Origin of the sequence: Pseudomonas sp. NPDC086251, assembly GCF_044746405.1 — a bacterium.
In the GTDB taxonomy this organism is placed as follows: domain Bacteria; phylum Pseudomonadota; class Gammaproteobacteria; order Pseudomonadales; family Pseudomonadaceae; genus Aquipseudomonas.
In genome coordinates, this window is the sequence record NZ_JBIVBY010000009.1 from 21,588 (window position 1) to 37,508 (window position 15,921).

Annotated in this window: 20 protein-coding genes and 1 tRNA gene; all 21 read left to right on the forward strand. The window is 59.5% G+C overall.

Translation table 11 applies throughout. The features are described 5' to 3' along the window. The first annotated feature begins 301 nt into the window (after positions 1 to 301). The 21 genes from ACIPL2_RS12680 to ACIPL2_RS12780 all read left to right on the forward strand — a co-directional run bounded on the left by ACIPL2_RS12680 (position 302) and on the right by ACIPL2_RS12780 (position 15,193). Positions 302 to 2,527 carry an AsmA family protein gene (locus ACIPL2_RS12680; RefSeq protein ID WP_401356645.1) on the forward strand — a complete coding sequence of 742 codons (2,226 nt, stop codon included), beginning with the start codon at positions 302 to 304 and terminating at the stop codon, positions 2,525 to 2,527. Then, positions 2,524 to 3,591, forward strand: coding sequence for an A/G-specific adenine glycosylase (mutY, locus tag ACIPL2_RS12685; RefSeq protein ID WP_401356648.1), 1,068 nt, complete (start codon positions 2,524 to 2,526; stop codon positions 3,589 to 3,591). Before ACIPL2_RS12680 ends, mutY begins: the two co-directional genes overlap by 4 nt. Next, positions 3,588 to 3,860, forward strand: coding sequence for an oxidative damage protection protein (locus tag ACIPL2_RS12690; RefSeq protein ID WP_008149405.1), 273 nt, complete (start codon positions 3,588 to 3,590; stop codon positions 3,858 to 3,860). The genes mutY and ACIPL2_RS12690 overlap by 4 nt, the downstream gene beginning before the upstream one ends. Positions 3,861 to 3,963: 103 nt before the next feature. Further along, positions 3,964 to 4,039, forward strand: a tRNA-Phe gene (locus ACIPL2_RS12695). 209 nt (positions 4,040 to 4,248) lie between these two features. Beyond that, positions 4,249 to 5,454 (forward strand): tyrosine-type recombinase/integrase, encoded by a 1,206-nt coding sequence (locus ACIPL2_RS12700; RefSeq protein ID WP_401356650.1) that lies wholly within the window; start codon positions 4,249 to 4,251, stop codon positions 5,452 to 5,454. Positions 5,455 to 5,704: 250 nt separating this feature from the next. Then, positions 5,705 to 6,568 (forward strand): hypothetical protein, encoded by an 864-nt coding sequence (locus ACIPL2_RS12705; protein ID WP_401356652.1) that lies wholly within the window; start codon positions 5,705 to 5,707, stop codon positions 6,566 to 6,568. Between the two features lie 239 nt (positions 6,569 to 6,807). After that, positions 6,808 to 7,002: a helix-turn-helix transcriptional regulator gene (locus ACIPL2_RS12710; protein WP_401357039.1), complete on the forward strand. Its 195-nt coding sequence runs from the start codon at positions 6,808 to 6,810 to the stop codon at positions 7,000 to 7,002. Next, a complete protein-coding gene (locus ACIPL2_RS12715) occupies positions 7,003 to 7,374 on the forward strand; it encodes a hypothetical protein (RefSeq protein ID WP_401356654.1) in 372 nt (123 codons plus the stop codon). It abuts the gene before it with no gap. Next, the gene (locus ACIPL2_RS12720) at positions 7,371 to 7,844 is read left to right on the forward strand and encodes a Rha family transcriptional regulator (RefSeq protein WP_401356657.1); all 474 of its coding nucleotides are present in this window, start codon (positions 7,371 to 7,373) and stop codon (positions 7,842 to 7,844) included. The genes ACIPL2_RS12715 and ACIPL2_RS12720 overlap by 4 nt, the downstream gene beginning before the upstream one ends. Before the next feature lie 475 nt (positions 7,845 to 8,319). Next, complete coding sequence (locus tag ACIPL2_RS12725; RefSeq protein ID WP_401356660.1) at positions 8,320 to 8,547, forward strand: hypothetical protein; 228 nt, start codon at positions 8,320 to 8,322, stop codon at positions 8,545 to 8,547. After that, positions 8,544 to 9,068 (forward strand): hypothetical protein, encoded by a 525-nt coding sequence (locus tag ACIPL2_RS12730; RefSeq protein ID WP_401356662.1) that lies wholly within the window; start codon positions 8,544 to 8,546, stop codon positions 9,066 to 9,068. The genes ACIPL2_RS12725 and ACIPL2_RS12730 overlap by 4 nt, the downstream gene beginning before the upstream one ends. A gap of 20 nt (positions 9,069 to 9,088) precedes the next feature. Beyond that, positions 9,089 to 9,376, forward strand: coding sequence for a hypothetical protein (locus ACIPL2_RS12735; protein ID WP_401356665.1), 288 nt, complete (start codon positions 9,089 to 9,091; stop codon positions 9,374 to 9,376). Beyond that, positions 9,369 to 9,590 carry a hypothetical protein gene (locus ACIPL2_RS12740; RefSeq protein ID WP_401356668.1) on the forward strand — a complete coding sequence of 74 codons (222 nt, stop codon included), beginning with the start codon at positions 9,369 to 9,371 and terminating at the stop codon, positions 9,588 to 9,590. Before ACIPL2_RS12735 ends, ACIPL2_RS12740 begins: the two co-directional genes overlap by 8 nt. Next, positions 9,587 to 10,465 carry a toprim domain-containing protein gene (locus tag ACIPL2_RS12745; protein WP_401356670.1) on the forward strand — a complete coding sequence of 293 codons (879 nt, stop codon included), beginning with the start codon at positions 9,587 to 9,589 and terminating at the stop codon, positions 10,463 to 10,465. Before ACIPL2_RS12740 ends, ACIPL2_RS12745 begins: the two co-directional genes overlap by 4 nt. Further along, positions 10,452 to 12,242 (forward strand): DUF927 domain-containing protein, encoded by a 1,791-nt coding sequence (locus ACIPL2_RS12750; RefSeq protein ID WP_401356673.1) that lies wholly within the window; start codon positions 10,452 to 10,454, stop codon positions 12,240 to 12,242. Before ACIPL2_RS12745 ends, ACIPL2_RS12750 begins: the two co-directional genes overlap by 14 nt. Continuing rightward, entirely contained in the window at positions 12,239 to 12,601 is a 363-nt protein-coding gene (locus tag ACIPL2_RS12755) for a hypothetical protein (protein ID WP_401356676.1), read from the forward strand. The genes ACIPL2_RS12750 and ACIPL2_RS12755 overlap by 4 nt, the downstream gene beginning before the upstream one ends. Beyond that, complete coding sequence (locus ACIPL2_RS12760; RefSeq protein WP_401356679.1) at positions 12,598 to 12,900, forward strand: hypothetical protein; 303 nt, start codon at positions 12,598 to 12,600, stop codon at positions 12,898 to 12,900. Before ACIPL2_RS12755 ends, ACIPL2_RS12760 begins: the two co-directional genes overlap by 4 nt. Further along, positions 12,897 to 13,502 carry a hypothetical protein gene (locus ACIPL2_RS12765; RefSeq protein ID WP_401356682.1) on the forward strand — a complete coding sequence of 202 codons (606 nt, stop codon included), beginning with the start codon at positions 12,897 to 12,899 and terminating at the stop codon, positions 13,500 to 13,502. Before ACIPL2_RS12760 ends, ACIPL2_RS12765 begins: the two co-directional genes overlap by 4 nt. A gap of 99 nt (positions 13,503 to 13,601) precedes the next feature. Then, a complete protein-coding gene (locus tag ACIPL2_RS12770; RefSeq protein WP_401356684.1) occupies positions 13,602 to 13,997 on the forward strand; it encodes a hypothetical protein in 396 nt (131 codons plus the stop codon). 74 nt (positions 13,998 to 14,071) lie between these two features. Beyond that, the gene (locus ACIPL2_RS12775; RefSeq protein WP_401356687.1) at positions 14,072 to 14,677 is read left to right on the forward strand and encodes a tail assembly protein; all 606 of its coding nucleotides are present in this window, start codon (positions 14,072 to 14,074) and stop codon (positions 14,675 to 14,677) included. A gap of 96 nt (positions 14,678 to 14,773) precedes the next feature. Continuing rightward, positions 14,774 to 15,193: a hypothetical protein gene (locus ACIPL2_RS12780; RefSeq protein ID WP_401356689.1), complete on the forward strand. Its 420-nt coding sequence runs from the start codon at positions 14,774 to 14,776 to the stop codon at positions 15,191 to 15,193. Positions 15,194 to 15,921: the final 728 nt, after the last annotated feature.

Consider the following 15,921-nt stretch of genomic DNA (forward strand, 5'->3'; position numbering starts at 1 on the left):
GAGGTTACCATCTGTACGTGACAGAAAAACCAAAGTGACATCACCTTTTGTACGTTATCCGATCTCTCCACCGGCTGGAGCTGCCAAGGGCTGCGATCTTTTGCTCTGTTGTAACCAGAAACAAAGATCAAAAGATCGCAGCCTTCGACATCTCCTACACAGGAGCCAACCGCGCTAACCTCACAAGACATTGAATGTGCCGCTGGATTGACTGACGACGTGATCGCTGACCGGTCGTCCGCTTCGGAGCGCTATACTCCCCGGCTAAATTTCGAATTCGACTAACTACAAGGACTCGCCCATGAAAGCGTTCGGCAAAATCCTGGGTCTGGTACTTCTCGGGCTGTTGCTGATCATTGTGGCGCTGGGCTTTGCCCTGACGCACCTCTTCGATCCCAACGACTACAAAGACGAGATTCGCCAGATTGCCCGCGACAAGGCCCACATCGAGCTGACGCTCAATGGCGATATCGGCTGGAGCCTGTTCCCGTGGCTTGGCCTTGAATTGCACGAAGCCAGTGTCGCGACCCTGGCCAAGCCCACCGAACCGTTTGCCGACTTGCAGATGCTCGGTCTGTCGGTACGCGTGATTCCGCTGCTGCGCCGTGAAGTGCAGATGAGCGATGTGCGCGTCGAAGGCCTGAACCTGCGCCTGACCCGCGACAAGGACGGCCATGGCAACTGGCAAGACATCGGCAAGGTTCCGGCGCCTGCCAATCCGTCCACGCCGCCCGCCACCCCTGGCGAACCGGCACCGGAAACGACTGCCCAAGTGGAAAAACCGGCCCAGCCGATCCGCCTGGACATCGACAGCCTGACCGTCAACAACGCCCGCGTTGAATACAGCGACGAGAAAACCGGTAAGCAATTCAGCGCCGAAAGCATCCAGCTCAGCACCGGCCCGGTACATGACTCGACCAATATTCCGGTGAAACTCACTGCGTTCCTCGGTACCAACCAGCCCGTCTTGCGGGTGCGTACCGAACTCAGCGGCGAACTGCGTTTCGAGCGCGCATTGCAGCGCTACAAACTCGAAGACATGAAGCTGTCGGGCGAAGTCGCCGGCGATCCGCTGCAAGGCAAGACCATGACCTTCGCTGCCCAAGGGCAGTTGCTGCTGGATAAAGCGGCGAACGTCGCCGAATGGACCGGTATCAAGATCTCCGCCAACCAGCTGCGGGCATTGGGTGAACTGAAGGTCAACGACCTCGACAAGACGCCACAAGTCAGCGGCGGTGTGTCGATTGCCCAGTTCGACCTGGCGAAATTCGTCGACAGCATCGGCCAGAAACTCCCGGCCATGGCCGAAGGCAGCCTGAGCAAAGTGGAACTGGTCAGCCGCCTCGCGGGGACGCCGACCAGCCTGGCGCTCGACAACATCAACCTGAAAGTCGATGACAGCACCTTCAGCGGTCGCATCGCCGTCGAAGATTTCGCCAAGCAATCGCTGCGAGCAAACCTCAAGGCCGACACCTTCAACGTCGACCGTTACCTGCCGCCTAAATCCGCCGAAGCCAGCAGCGCGACACAAGTGCGCCAGGCCGAAGTCGCCAGCACCGAGGCCGATGCCATGGCCGGCGCGGGCAGCACACCGCTGCCGAACGCACCGACCAAAACCGCCTGGAGCAACGAACGCCTGTTGCCGGTGGAAAGACTGAGCAAACTCGATGTGGACGCGGACCTGACCTTCGGCCTGCTGACCCTCGACAAGTTGCCGATCCAGAACGCGGCGCTCAAGGCCAACGGTCAAGGCGGCTTGCTGACGCTGGAAAACCTGCGCGGTGATTTGTACGACGGCACCTTCGAAGCCAAGGGCACCCTCGACGTGCGCCAGCCAGTGCCGGCGCTGAACATGCAGACGAACATCAGCAAAGTGCCGGTGGAAAAAATCCTCGAAAGCCAGGGTAAAAATCCGCCGGTCAATGGTCTGGTCACGCTCAACAGCGCCCTCACCGGCAGCGGCAATAGCCAGCAAGCGCTGATCGACAGCCTCAACGGCACTGCCAGCTTCGTCATCAACAACGGTGTGCTGCTCAACGCCAACCTCGAACAACAGCTGTGCAAAGGCATCGCCACCCTGAACCGCAAAACCCTCAGCGGCGAGCCACGGGGCAAGGACACACCGTTCCAGGAGCTCAAGGGCAACCTGACCTTCCGCAACGGCGTGGCCAGCAACCCTGACCTGAAGGTGCGCATCCCCGGCATGACCGTCAAGGGCGACGGCGATGTCGATCTGCGCGTCTTGGGTATGGATTACCGCGTGGGCGTTATCGTCGAAGGCGACAAGAGCGACATGCCGGACCCGGCCTGCCAGGTCGGCGAGAAGTTTGTCGGCATCGAGTGGCCGCTGCGCTGCCGTGGCCCGCTGGAACTGGGCGCCAAGGCTTGCCGACTCGATAACGAGCGCATGGGCCAGGTCGCGAGCAAACTGGCTGGCGAGCGCATCAGTGAAAAAATCGACGAGAAGCTTGGCGACAAAGTCAGCCCGGAACTGAAAAACGCGCTCAAGGGGCTGTTCAAGCGATGAGAGCCGAGCAGTTTTCAACGGCGGTGCTGGACTGGTACGACCGCCACGGCCGCCACGATTTGCCCTGGCAACAAGGCATCACCCCGTATCGGGTGTGGGTCTCGGAAATCATGTTGCAGCAGACCCAGGTCAGCACCGTGCTGAATTACTTCGACCGCTTCATGGCCTCGTTGCCGACGGTCGAAGCCTTGGCCGCCGCGCCGGAAGATGAAGTGCTGCACCTGTGGACCGGCCTCGGTTACTACACCCGCGCACGCAATCTGCAGAAGACCGCGAAGATCGTCGTCGCCGAGTACGGCGGTGAGTTTCCGCGCGATGTGGAAAAACTCGTTGAGCTGCCGGGCATCGGTTTGTCCACGGCCGGCGCCATCGCCAGCCTGAGCATGGGCCTGCGGGCGCCGATCCTCGATGGCAACGTTAAACGCGTGCTGGCGCGCTTTACCGCGCAAGAGGGTTACCCGGGGGAGCCAAAGGTCGCCAAACAGCTGTGGGCGAACGCTGAGCGCTTTACGCCACATGATCGGGTCAACGCCTACACCCAGGCGATGATGGATCTGGGCGCCACGCTCTGCACCCGCAGCAAACCGAGTTGCCTGCTCTGCCCGCTGGAAAAAGGCTGCGAAGCGCACCTGCTCGGCCTGGAAACCCGCTACCCGATCCCCAAACCGCGCAAAGCCGTGCCACAGAAGCGCACGCTGATGCCGATGCTCGCCAATCGCGAAGGCGCGATTCTGCTTTACCGTCGGCCTTCCACGGGCTTGTGGGGCGGTCTCTGGAGCCTGCCGGAACTCGACGACCTCGACGACCTGCAGCATCTGGCGTCGCAGCATTCGCTGGAACTCGGCACGCAACAAGCGCTGCCGAGCCTGGTGCACACCTTCAGCCACTTTCAATTGTCCATCGAACCCTGGCTGGTTCAGGTCCAGGAGGCCGGCCATCACGTGGCCGAGGCCGACTGGCTCTGGTATAACCTCGCCACCCCGCCGCGCCTGGGCCTTGCCGCCCCGGTCAAAACCTTGCTCGAACGCGCGGCCGCCGTATTGAACGCAGGAGAGTCGTCATGACCCGCACCATCATGTGCCGCAAGTACAAAGAAGAACTGCCCGCCCTCGAACGCGCTCCATTCCCGGGCGCAAAAGGCCAGGACATTTTTGACCACGTCTCGGCCAAGGCCTGGGCCGACTGGCAGAAACACCAGACCCTGCTGATCAACGAAAAACGCCTGAACATGATGAACGCCGAAGACCGCAAATATCTTCAGGGCGAGATGGACAAGTTCTTTTCCGGCGAGGAATACGCCAAGGCTGACGGCTACGTTCCGCCCGCTGAATAATCCCGCTTTTTCCAGGGGCGGAACGTAAGCGACGGTAATAATTAAAATTTTTTTGAAAACTTTCTTGACGCCCCCCTGAAAAACCAGTTTAATGCGCCCCGTTGCCCAGATAGCTCAGTCGGTAGAGCAGGGGATTGAAAATCCCCGTGTCGGCGGTTCGATTCCGTCTCTGGGCACCACCTTTCGCTTTCAGGTGGTACCAACAACACCTGAAAGCCCTCAGAGAACCCGCCTAGTGCGGGTTTTTTGTTATCTACGGTTCCCCACCAGTCCCTTGTAAGCCCAAACATATGTGAGTAGATTCGTGAGTAGATCCAGTTCGGTCTAGAAATCTACTCACACCACGGCGGCGAAATGCCCGTCTGGTGCGGCCTACAAGGAGGCTGCTTTGCCACTCTCAGATACCACCATCCGCACCGCCAAGCCTAAGGACAAGCTATACCGGCTGACGGACGCCAATGGGTTATGTTTGGAAGTGGCACCGACAGGCACCAAGCTATGGCGGTACCGCTACCGCTTTAACGGCAACGCAAAAATGTTGGCGCTGGGCAAATACCCTACTGTCACTTTGCTGAAGGCGCGCCAGCTACGCGATGAGGCCCGCCAACTGCTTACGGAAGGCACCGACCCCGGCGAACACAAAAAAGCCGCCAAACAGGCTCAGAAGGTCGACGGGCTGACTTTTGAGACGCTGGCGCGGGAGTGGTACGACTACAGCTCGCCACGGTGGGCGGAGGCGACTGCCTACAAAACCAAGCTGTACCTGGATAACGACATCATCCCCGGCATAGGCGCCCGCCCGATAAAAGCCATTACTCGTCCCGAGCTGGTAGAGCTGGTGCGCACAGTCGAGGCAAGGGGCACGCTTAATGCCGCTGGCAAGATTCGCCAATGGCTACACCAGATATTCCGCTTCGGCCTGGCAAGGGGCGTCGTCGAGGTCAATCCGGCCACTGATTTAAACGTGGTCGCTGCGCCAACCAAAGCCGCTCGCCATCACCCACACGTCACCTTTGCCGAATTGCCCGAGCTGCTGGGCAAGGTCGAGGCTGCGAACATCCATTCACTGACCCGACACGCCATACGCCTGCTGACGCTGACAGCGGTTCGCCCCGGTGAGTTACGCCAAGCGCCATGGTCGGAGTTCGATCTAGACGCCGCCACCTGGACGATTCCCGCCACCCGCATGAAAGCCCGCCGCCCGCATATCGTCCCCCTGCCCCGCCAAGCCGTCACCATCCTGCGCCAGCTCTACGAAATCACCGGGCGTTACTCACTGGTCTTTGCTGGCGCCAACCCTGAACGCCCTATGAGCGAGAACACCATCAACAAGGCTTTGCGACTGGCTGGGTACGAAGGCCGACAGACCGGCCACGGCTTCCGCCACCTACTCAGCACCGAGCTGAACGGGCGCGGATACAACAAGGATTGGATCGAGCGCCAGCTTGCCCACGGCGACAGCGACGAAATACGCGGCACCTACAATCATGCTGCCTATGTCGATCAGCGCCGGGAAATGATGCAAGCGTGGGCCGACTCAATCGACGCCCTGTGCGCTGGCGCCAACGTGCTGAGCATCAAGCGTAAGGCATAGTTGCCTAGGTATGCGCGGGTTCGGTTGGGAGTGGTTGGGCTTTGCTGATAACATAATGGCTATCGCTGTACATTCGTACAGCTGGCGCATATGAGCTTGGCAGATGTCGGGATCTGGTGGAGACGAGCAGTTAGAACCTTTCGGGCGCATAAGGCTCGATAGGATCTATTCCGACTGGGCGTCAGGTCATCATATAAACCCTCGCCTTCTCGCATCTGAAGTCGCCGCTACGCTAGCAACGTCCTCTCGTTTGGATCAGCCAATTAAGACCATGCATGCGTGCGTCTTTTTTGAAGGTCGATCTGACAGAACCATCCCGGTTACATACGGCGCACTCGTCGACTACTTCGACGCCGCCAGCGCAGGCCAACACGCCCAGACAATTCCAACTACCTCAGGCCCAATCCCGGCAACTAACGTTCTGATATGGCGGAAGTGGATTGAGCGCTTTGTAGACGAGGCCACCGAGCGAACCGAGAATGCTGCAGGGTTTGCTCAGCCGGCAAATGACAGCGCCAGCATAGCGATGGTCGCCAACAGAAATCCAGCAAATAGCAAGGCAGCCAAACTACCCCACCTATCGGGAAGCGCCCCGTTCCTACTACAAGTCCAACAGGCCCGACTACGCCAGCAGGGCGAGGACAGTGCAAGCGAACAGCTCGAATCGAAACAACAACTCCTTGACCAAGCAATACTTGAATTAGCTAAGTGGAAAGCCATGTACGAAACGGCTGAGATGAGGCTACAGGTGCGAGACGAGGAGCTAGAGAAAGTAACCCGCGAACTGAGCGCCAAGCATAGAGCGCTAGTAGAAGCGGAGGATGAAAATATCCGCATGGAAGAACAGCTTGAGGATGCAATGGTATTTGCGGAATGCCTACGAGCTGAAAACCCCGTGTCGCCTCCAGAGATCCGCCTTGCCTTCCTGTGCTGGCGGCATCTCACGGTCGATGGCACGGAAAACCCATCTGGTTCGGGAGGGCGCGGGGTTCACGGGTTAGTGAGAGGCTGGCTAAAAGACAACAACTACCAGCTCAATGAAGATCAGATAGTTCGGCTCTGCGCGATGGTTAGCTGGCGCAAGCGAGGAGCAGGGGCCATCCCCTCCAAATAAATACCCGGCCTATTTCAAGCCCCGCCAGGCTTGCTCGAAAGCCTAATTCTCATACCCAACAAAACAGAATACCCGACCTATTTCTTAGATTACCCGGCCTATCCTGTGGATAAGTCAACGGCCAGCATAAGCACATGTTCTCAACGCCGCCCAAGGAGGCGCACAACATGGCAGGCCCTACCCTCTCCCAGCTTCACCAAAACTCGAAAGCCGAACTTGAACGACGCACGGAAGCCGCCATGGCCCGCCGCTTCATCAAGTTGGCCGAAGTCCGCAGTCTGACAACCCTTTCCACGTCCGAGATTTACCGCCGCATTGCAGCTGGGCGATTTCCCAAGCAAGTAATGCTGGGGCCAAAGTCTGCCGTCTGGATCGAGGCTGAGGTTATTGCCTGGTGCGACTCGCTGGTCGCTCTGCGAGTGGAGGCGGCATAAATGACCGACCAAAAAAAAGACCAACCTAAAAAGGCCGGTCCGGAAAAATCTCAAGCCGATAGTACCACCACCAGCATCGGGAAAGCGCCGACGAAGATCAGTCGCGTCCTGGAATTCATGCTTCAGGATCGCAGCCTCAACCGCTTCGAGGCTGAGCGCTTGGGCGACCACTGTTTGCACTCGACCATCAGCAGCCTGGCGAACGGCTACGGGCTGAAATTCGAGCGCCAGCTTGAGCATGTACCGAACCACTGGGGCGAACCTTGCACCGTGACGCGCTACACCCTGCCAGCGAGCGAACGCCGCCGCGCCCGTAATGTGCTGCTGATGCTTAACAAGCCCCTGAAGCAACGCCAGAAGGTGGCGGCATGAACGCTATCGTCCTGATCCAATCCAAAGGCGAGGCTCGCGCCGATAGCCGCGTACTGGCCGAACAGCTGGGCGTTAAACCCAAGAACACGCTTGGCCTGATCGAGCGATACCTCAGCAAGTTTGAGCGGTTTGGGGTTGTTCCGTTTGAAACGGAGAAACCGGGTGCCGGTAGTGCTGGCGGCAGGCCGGAACGGTTTGCGCTGCTCAACGAGGATCAGTGCTATTTCCTGCTGTCCCTGTCTCGCAACAATGATCGCGTCGTAGAGCTGAAGGCCGATCTAATCATGGCCTTCCGCGAAGCCCGGTATGGGCACGCCTGCCAGACGCTGGAAGCTCGCAAAAAGGAGGCTAGCAGCAGTGGTCGCCGCCTTGCTCACTGGCGTTATGACAAGCCTGGCGTTTACCAGCACGTCGCCCACCTGAGGGAGCAACTCAAGCTTCCGCTCGATCTGGAGGACGTGCGCCCATGATGAATGCCTTGCTCATGCCCCGCGATCAATGGTCTATAACTTCTCTTGCCAGCAAGCACGCCCGCCGGTATCGTTTCCTTTGTCACATTGCTGACAACGACCTTGGCGGGTCGAATAGAAAAAGGCGCAACAGCGCCCCCATTACGATTGCAGGCGCTTTTTTTGTGTCCGCAGTCTCGTGTTATGGCGGGTTGCGCAGGAGCACCCTCGGGTGCGTCGGGTTCCTTTTTCCCCGATCCGCCAATCCTGTGCAATTCGCCACCCTTCTCTGCTTGGCGGCAGGCCGCGGTGGTTCCTCTGAAAAAGGAGCTACACCCATGAAACACGCCCTCTTTCCGTCCGTAATTCGCGCCTTTGCTCATCGCCGCATGGCCCTGAGCGCTCTCCGCGCAAATTCGTCCCTGTCCGTCCGTCTCGCCCGCTACAACGCCCACATGGCCATTGTCCGGACCTTGGAAACTGTAAGGGGTGCCGTATGACTTACCCCATCCAATCCTCCGCATCGTCCGCCGACAGTCCACTTAACGAGTTGCGTGACGTGCAAGACATCCTTGTACTGCTGAGTCTGGCGCTTGCCATCATCGCCTCACCCTCCACGCCAATCCTTGTCGCCCGTGTCGCCGCCGTGATGGCCCAGCACACCGCCATGGCCTGGGCGGAACTCCTCGACGACGCGATCGCCGCGCAAGGGGGTGAAAAATGAACCGCCAGCTTTTGTCTTCGCTCTTCGCCGAGCGCGAGCACGCATCTTCGTGGTGGAGTGTCCTCAATCAATTGCGCATCTCCAACCAGCTGCCAGAGTGGGTTCGCACCAAAGTAGTTGGTAGTGATACCGACTATGAAGAGTCGATGATCGAAAGAGGCACCGTCAATCATGCGCTGTTTGGCATCGACGAGATTCAACCGAGAGACGACCTCCAGCCATGCGGCTATGAGTATCAGAGTCTCGTTGACCTGATGGAGTTGGAGCGCACCCGTTATCTGACGTGGTGGACGATGCTCAACGAAATGCGGGCGCGTAAACAGCTGCCGGAATGGGTTGTGACTAACCGCATAGGTCACGGCCCGGACCATGAGCGGTGGTCTGACAAAGCGGCCAAGGTCAACCAGATGCTGTTTGGCCAGCCGTATGTTCGCCACTTATCGACGCAGCTCCGGGTGCTTGGGGGGCCGCGAACCGATTCCCGCCAGCGCACAGCGTCGTTGACTCCCGTGAATTGCTGATTCGATAAAGGCTTAAACACATGAAAATTCAAAATGGCGCGCCTGCGCCCAGGGGATCGGCTTGCCCGGAAAAAGCCGCAGAGCTCTGGTTCGTGATCCATCCAAAGGTGCCCAAGGCGCTGCTGGGGCCCTTCCTGACTGAGGCTGATGCCGAAGCTGGCCGAATCGTTATGCGCAGTGCTGATGCCGTGGTGACGGCCTCCTTGGTCGATTCAATCGACGACATCACGCACTGGCACGCCGTGAACAATGGCCGGGTTTGCCGAGCCTTCGCTGGCGCTGATCGCCTGGGGGTGAACCATGGGTGACGTTATCCAGTTCGACCCATTCACCAGCATCGTGCGCGACGACGTGCCGCCACACATGGACGACTTCGGGCGCGGGCTGCTGATCGGCGCATTCAGTGATCTGGTGAAACTGCGTGACAGCGCGGCGAGCGAGCTCAGCCGCAAGCAAGCCGATGCAATCGTGAAGCAGATCGGCAGCGTGCTTGCGCGTTACGAGCCGGAGGGTGCCGCATGACAGATGCAACGATCCTGTTTCGTGATGCGCTCCAATCGGTTTATGGGACGCTCGACTGGCTCCCCGTGCCTGACGGTGCGATTCATCGTTTCCGTGTGCCGGACGACAAACCTGGCACCCTCAACGGCTGGTATTGCCTGTTTGCCGATGGCGTCGCCTCGGGCGCGTTCGGTAGTTGGAAGACTGGTGGCGCCAGCACCTGGTGTAGTCGTGAACCGGTGGACGCCCGCGAAGCCGAACAGGTGCGCCAGCGCGTCGAGCAGGCCAAGCGTCAGCGTGAAGCCGAGCAGCAACGGCGCCAGCTCAAGGCCGCAAACCTTGCTCAGCGTTGGTGGCGTGTTGCGCGTCGCGCCGATCCTGATCACCCGTACCTGATTGCCAAGGGCGTTCGCTCCTACAGTCTGCGCCAGCGTCGTGACGAATTACTGGTGCCGCTGTATTCCGGTGGCGTGCTGGTCAACCTGCAACGGATCGCCCCGGACGGCAGCAAGCGTTTCCTGTTTGGGGGTCGGATCAAGGGCGCTTATTCGCCGCTGGGGCGTATTACCCCGGGCAAACCGCTGTGCATCTGTGAAGGCTTCGCGACGGGCGCAACGCTTCACGAAAGCGGCTACACCGTCGCCTGTGCCATGAATGCCGGGAACATAAAACCGGTGGCGCTGGCGCTTCGGGCTGAATACCACACCACCGAAATCATTATCGCGGGCGATGACGACCGCCTTACCGATGGCAACCCCGGACGCGCCGCCGCCAATGCCGCCGCAGCAGCCGTAGGTGGGCTGGTGACGTTTCCCGAGTGGCCCGCCAACGCGCCGGACACGCTCAGCGACTACAACGATCTAGCAGCCTGGAGCCGCCACCATGCGCACGCCTGAAAACAACGTAATCAACCTGCGCCCCGAAGCGCCCATGGTTGAGCCTGAGCGCCCTTGCTGGGGGGTTTACGATCACTGGGTGACGAATGAGAAAGGTCGCAGGCTGCGCCCCGGCGTGTACTGGCACGGCTTCAAACGCACCGCCGCCGATGATGATTCCGACAACGACAAAACAGATCGCCCCATCACTGATGAATGGATCGCCACGCCCGTAACCGTCGCCGCTCGCACCACCAACAGCGACGACGGCAGCGAGGGCCGCTTCCTGCGCCTGGTGACAGAGAGCGGCATCAAGGAATGGATCATTCCCATGGAGGTGTTCGGCGGTAGCGGCGAGGACGCCAGGCGCCAGCTCTTCGGTATGGGCGTAATCATTGCGCTCAAGAAACGTGGCGCGTTCATGGAGTACTTGCTTGAGCAGCGCCCTGCCGAGGTGTTCGCCACCACATGCCGACCGGGGTGGCACGAGTCGGGCGCCTTTGTCCTGCCAGGTCGCACCATCGGCAGCGACAAGGTGCGTTATCAGGCCAGCGGAAAAGGTCAGAACCTATTCAGCCTGCGCGGCGACCTGGAGGACTGGAAAACCGAAGTCGCCGCCAAGTGCGAAGGCAACCCGGTACTCACATTGGCAATCGGCTGCGCCCTGGCTGGCCCGTTGCTGAGCCTGGTCGGCGTGCTGGGTGGTGGCGTTCACCTGGTGGGCGATAGCTCGAGCGGCAAGTCGCTGGCGCAATTGATTGGCTCGTCGGTATGGGGTGATCCCGGCATCTTTGCCGCGTCGTGGGACATGACCAAGGGCGGCTTGGAGATCGAGGCATCGAGCCGCAATGACACCATGTTGCCCCTGGACGAAATCAAACGGGCCGACCCCAAGCGCGTACAGGAAATGGCGTACTCCCTCGCCAACGGCCAGGGCAAAGGCACCATGACCCGCGACCGGGAGGCGCGCGGCAAACTCAATTGGCGCCTGCTGGCGCTTTCGAGTGGCGAGCGCTCCCTGTCGGAACACGCGGCCATCGGCGGCAATGCGGCCCACGCTGGCGCTGAGCTGCGCATGGTGGACGTGAACGCAGGTACTCGCACCCACCGCGCATTCGATGAATTGCACGGCCTTGCGGGAGCGGATTTCCACCGCCTGCTGACCGTTGCTGTTGGCGCGCACCATGGGCACATTGGGCCAGCATTCGTGGAAAAGCTGCTCGCCAGTGACGACCGCACCGGGCTGCTGGAAGACTTCGCCGGTATCCGCGCCACATTCAACGAGGACAACGCCCAAGCCGGACGGGTGGCGGATCGTTTCGCCGTAATTGCGTTGGCGGGGGAAATGGCTATCGCCTATGACCTACTGCCTTGGACGCCAGGTAGCGCCTTGGCCGATTGCCAGTTGCTCTATGGCGAGTGGCTGAGCCGTGTCGGCAGCGGCAATGCCGAAGACCGCCAGATCCTCGCTGGCATTCTCGACTTTATCGACAAGCACGGCAGCAGCCGCTTTTCAGACGTGGATGCGCCAGAGGTAGACGCCAAGGTGTTCAACCGCGCTGGCTACTGGGCGCTGCCGGCGGGCAAACGGCTGTACTTGTTCAACAAGTCGGCACTGATCGAGGCGGCCCACGGGTATGGCCTGACTCGCATCATCAAAGCGCTGGAGGGCGCGAACGCTCTCGCAGACCGCAACAACGAACGCAAAACCAAAAACTACCGGCTCCCCGGTGGCGGGCAGGCTCGACTTTATGTGGTCGATCCAGAGGCCTTGGACACCGAGGTGGCCAACGCATGATCACCATCAAAGCGCTGCTTATCCGGTTTGCCCGAGTTCACAGGAACCTAGAATCACTGGCAACGGTGGCAACACCGGCAACGGCCTTGTGGGACGTGGCTTGCAGCCGTTGCCACCCTATAAAAAAAGTGGCAACAACTGGCAACACACACATACGTTTCAATATAAGAGGCTGGCTCCACCCTTCCACTTGGTTATCACCGTTGCCAGTAAAAAAGCGGTGGCAACAATTTGGAAGCATAGGCAACGCCTGGAAGCCACGGTTTACGGGGCCGTTGCCACTGTTGCCGCTGTTGCCGCTGTTTTTGAAATCACAGGAACAATGGATTAGGAGCAATCCGGGCGAGGTGGCGCAATGAGCCTCCTTTCCGGCCTGCTCGATCACATGCCGCCGACCATCGCTGGCGCTGACAAACCGACCATGCCGAATCGCACCACGGATCGTCCACGGTTGGTGCTGGTCGAGCGCACCGATCAGTTTGCCAGCAGCCCGCACGCGAGTGCCGTCACCGCAACACCTGAGTGGCGACAGGCCCGCGACCAATACCTCAGCCACATCATGGTCTGTCGGTCCTGCTACGCGCCCAACGGCCGCCATTGCAGTGTTGGCACCGACCTGCGCGCCAGCTACGACCGCATACTGGAGACACATCCATGAACACCAACGTCGTCATCGCCCTACTGAAGATCGCCCAGAAGCCAGGCGCCAGCATGAGTACGAGCCTGATCACCACGCGCCGAATCTGCCGAATCTTCGGGCAGAGGGCGGATTCCATCCGTAGCGAGCGCCAAGCCATGCGCCGCGACGCCAGCAAACTGCGTCACTACCTCCCCTTCACCGCCGGCAAGATATACGAGATCCAGCAGCAGACCACTGAGCACCGGAGCGCCGAATGGAACGACTTGCGCAAGGTGCTGGGCGCTTTCGGCCGCTCGCTAATGCTGGACACCGAGAGGCTGGCAGATGGCCTGGGGTTCGACCGGTTATGCGATCTGCTGGCAGTCAACGCCGTGGAGCGGGAGGAAGCGCGAAAGAATGGAGCGACCGGTCTGGCTGAGCTGGTATTCGCCTATGCGCTGGAGGACAGCGCCGCACGCCGACGGCAGGAGTGGAATGACGCACCGTTGTTCAACGCCTGCCAACTCGCTACCGCGACTTTCATCAGCGAATGCCCGGAGCAACTGCTGCCCGACCCATTCGCCCCTGGTGCGCCGTTCGGCCCGAAGCTGCCGCCTACCCTGAGCATCGTCGGCAAGTAAGCGACCTGTCACGCGACACGCTTTCGCAATTCGCGAAACGTGTCGCGGCATCGAGCAACAACACCGGGCGTCAGCCCATGACCAGCGCCAGAGGTACACATGACAGAACAGGACAGCAACACGGCGAGCACACCGCCAAACCATGAGGAACGCTTCGCCGAGGCGTGCAAGACAAACCGCTTTGAGTCGTACCCACTGAAACAGGGGCCTGACTCTGGATACCTGGTATGGGACGTCCAGCACGTCCGTGATGGGCAGAAGGTGACCATCGACGGCCCTTTCTTCACCGAGGAAGAAGCTCGGGTTTCGGCCGATCTGCTCCGCGGTACTTTCCGTGGTGCTCGGGCCTACAAGGCGATCTATGACCGGATTTGGAATTACGACCCGCAGCGTGAACAGGTGACATTCGACCAGGCGCGTATGTCGCGATCCCTTCTCGCCATCCGCCTGGGCGTGAAAGCCCCTACCAACAGCGCCACGGGCGCACTGGAGTAAATCATGGCAACGACTACCAACTACGATGGGAAAACCCGCGTCCTACCCGACGTGAAGATTCTTGAGGTGCTGCAATGAGCGATATCGTCCGCCCGGCCAAAACCACCATCCGACTCTCCGGTTCACTCGCCATGAAGTTCTTCCGCAAAAGGGACTATCTGCTCGAAAGTGGCACCACCAATGAGATGTTCAGCGCACTACGAAATACCGTTGATGGTTTTGCTGATGAGATCATGCGGATGTCGAGAGCAGGCATCCGCTTCGCCATCTTCCGTAACCGTGTGAACGTCGGCGAAACCGAACTAACCCTGAAGGGAACGACTGAAATTCGCATCGTCCCCATCATTTCGGGTAGCAAAAATGGTGGCCTACTTCAGACAATCGTGGGGGCAGCAATGATCGTGGCCGGCGCATTCCTCTGGGCCACTCCATTTGGAGCTCCGTTAGTCAGTATGGGTATCGCCATGGTCGCAGGCGGCGTCATGCAAATGCTGTCTCCGGTACCCAAGTCGCCCAGCCAGCAAGAGCAAGCCACTACCGAAAACAAACCGAGCTACCTCTTCAACGGCGCTTTCAACTCGACGCAGCAAGGCCTTCCTGTGCCCGTTGTTTACGGCCAGATGCTCGTTGGCTCTAGCGTTATCGCGGTCGGCACCTGGGCAGAGGCGATCCCCGCATGAGTGAAGTCATTGCTGGCCGGTAGGACGTCCTAGGCCGACTACACTTTCAAATCTCACACAGGAGCGTGGTAGTTTCCATGCTCCTGTCTATCGTGAATGGATGACGAGACTATGCGTTTAATAGGACTGCTGGCGATCTCTTCGATACTTCTGGTGGGCTGCTCAACCTCCCCCATTTCCGCTGGTGATGCCGATCCGGTACCTCCATCAAGGCTTTATGCTTTTCCCTCCAATGGCGGCACCCAACTTGTTGTTACACGTGACAGCGGTATGTTCGGGGCCGGCTGCAACCACCGGCTCTACATCGACGGAACGCTGGCTGCCGAGCTTTCTTCTGGTGAGGTAGCTCGGTTCGGGCTCGCTCCAGGCAAGCATGTGGTGGGTGTCAAGCCGAGCTCCGCGTGCGGTGGCGGCGGCCTTGTGGAGACCGAGGTTGATTTGAAGTCCGGCGAATCAGTTCGTCGACGCATTTCGCTAACCCTTGGCGGGCTTGCCATTACGCCAACCGCGTTCTGAGTGGAGACAGACGATTTGATCCCACTGAGACCATATCGTCTGTCTCGCTGACCGGTGCCGCAAAGTGTAACCATATTGGTAACCACCAAAAGTAACCAGTTCGCGCCTGCCCGACCTTAACAATTGTTAACAGGCTGACGGGCTGGCAAGGGCTCGCCGGCGCACCTCAAACTGCTATTTCCATAGCGTTTTCCAATGTTAGGTTTTGTTAGGTTCAGGTGCGCGCTCGATGTCAGGTTTTGACAGGTTTTTGCGGCGATCAGATGTCAAGTTTTGACAAGTTCCAGGGCGACAAAATGTTAAGTTTTATTAAGTCGCTGGCGCTGGCAAGGTCGCCCGGTATCCACTCTGGTATCCACCAAACCGGGCTTTCGATCCGGATACCAGCGCCAGTGACCAAGCGGGGTGACCACCGTCAGTGACCACTTTTCGCTGATCACAAACCATCAAACCCCTTTGGGGAAACACGACCCCATGAATGAGCCGCGTCAAGTGCCTATCGGGGTGTGTTCGCGCAGTGTTTCACGCAGACATTTCACGCAGGTGGAGTGCGCGAAATGCTTACCCGGAGTACGCACGGCATTGGTACGCAGTCTGGTACGCGCCATCGGTACGCACGCCTGTTATCAATTGTTATGGTTCGCCCCCTAGTTCGCGGGATAAGTTCGCACTTCTGGTTCGCACACTCCTACGCGATGCTGGCGCGAACCTGGCTGGCGGTTACCAGC

What these genes read in the sequence shown, in the direction of transcription:
- ACIPL2_RS12690 (WP_008149405.1), top strand. Translation starts at nt 3,588, where the DNA reads ATGACCCGCACCATCATGTGCCGCAAGTACAAAGAAGAACTGCCCGCC.
- ACIPL2_RS12735 (WP_401356665.1), top strand. Translation starts at nt 9,089, where the DNA reads ATGAAAATTCAAAATGGCGCGCCTGCGCCCAGGGGATCGGCTTGCCCG.
- ACIPL2_RS12760 (WP_401356679.1), top strand. Translation starts at nt 12,598, where the DNA reads ATGAGCCTCCTTTCCGGCCTGCTCGATCACATGCCGCCGACCATCGCT.
- ACIPL2_RS12715 (WP_401356654.1), top strand. Translation starts at nt 7,003, where the DNA reads ATGACCGACCAAAAAAAAGACCAACCTAAAAAGGCCGGTCCGGAAAAA.
- ACIPL2_RS12720 (WP_401356657.1), top strand. Translation starts at nt 7,371, where the DNA reads ATGAACGCTATCGTCCTGATCCAATCCAAAGGCGAGGCTCGCGCCGAT.
- ACIPL2_RS12740 (WP_401356668.1), top strand. Translation starts at nt 9,369, where the DNA reads ATGGGTGACGTTATCCAGTTCGACCCATTCACCAGCATCGTGCGCGAC.
- ACIPL2_RS12780 (WP_401356689.1), top strand. Translation starts at nt 14,774, where the DNA reads ATGGATGACGAGACTATGCGTTTAATAGGACTGCTGGCGATCTCTTCG.
- ACIPL2_RS12680 (WP_401356645.1), top strand. Translation starts at nt 302, where the DNA reads ATGAAAGCGTTCGGCAAAATCCTGGGTCTGGTACTTCTCGGGCTGTTG.
- ACIPL2_RS12725 (WP_401356660.1), top strand. Translation starts at nt 8,320, where the DNA reads ATGACTTACCCCATCCAATCCTCCGCATCGTCCGCCGACAGTCCACTT.
- ACIPL2_RS12730 (WP_401356662.1), top strand. Translation starts at nt 8,544, where the DNA reads ATGAACCGCCAGCTTTTGTCTTCGCTCTTCGCCGAGCGCGAGCACGCA.
- ACIPL2_RS12775 (WP_401356687.1), top strand. Translation starts at nt 14,072, where the DNA reads ATGAGCGATATCGTCCGCCCGGCCAAAACCACCATCCGACTCTCCGGT.
- ACIPL2_RS12745 (WP_401356670.1), top strand. Translation starts at nt 9,587, where the DNA reads ATGACAGATGCAACGATCCTGTTTCGTGATGCGCTCCAATCGGTTTAT.
- ACIPL2_RS12710 (WP_401357039.1), top strand. Translation starts at nt 6,808, where the DNA reads ATGGCCCGCCGCTTCATCAAGTTGGCCGAAGTCCGCAGTCTGACAACC.
- ACIPL2_RS12770 (WP_401356684.1), top strand. Translation starts at nt 13,602, where the DNA reads ATGACAGAACAGGACAGCAACACGGCGAGCACACCGCCAAACCATGAG.
- ACIPL2_RS12765 (WP_401356682.1), top strand. Translation starts at nt 12,897, where the DNA reads ATGAACACCAACGTCGTCATCGCCCTACTGAAGATCGCCCAGAAGCCA.
- mutY (WP_401356648.1), top strand. Translation starts at nt 2,524, where the DNA reads ATGAGAGCCGAGCAGTTTTCAACGGCGGTGCTGGACTGGTACGACCGC.
- ACIPL2_RS12750 (WP_401356673.1), top strand. Translation starts at nt 10,452, where the DNA reads ATGCGCACGCCTGAAAACAACGTAATCAACCTGCGCCCCGAAGCGCCC.
- ACIPL2_RS12755 (WP_401356676.1), top strand. Translation starts at nt 12,239, where the DNA reads ATGATCACCATCAAAGCGCTGCTTATCCGGTTTGCCCGAGTTCACAGG.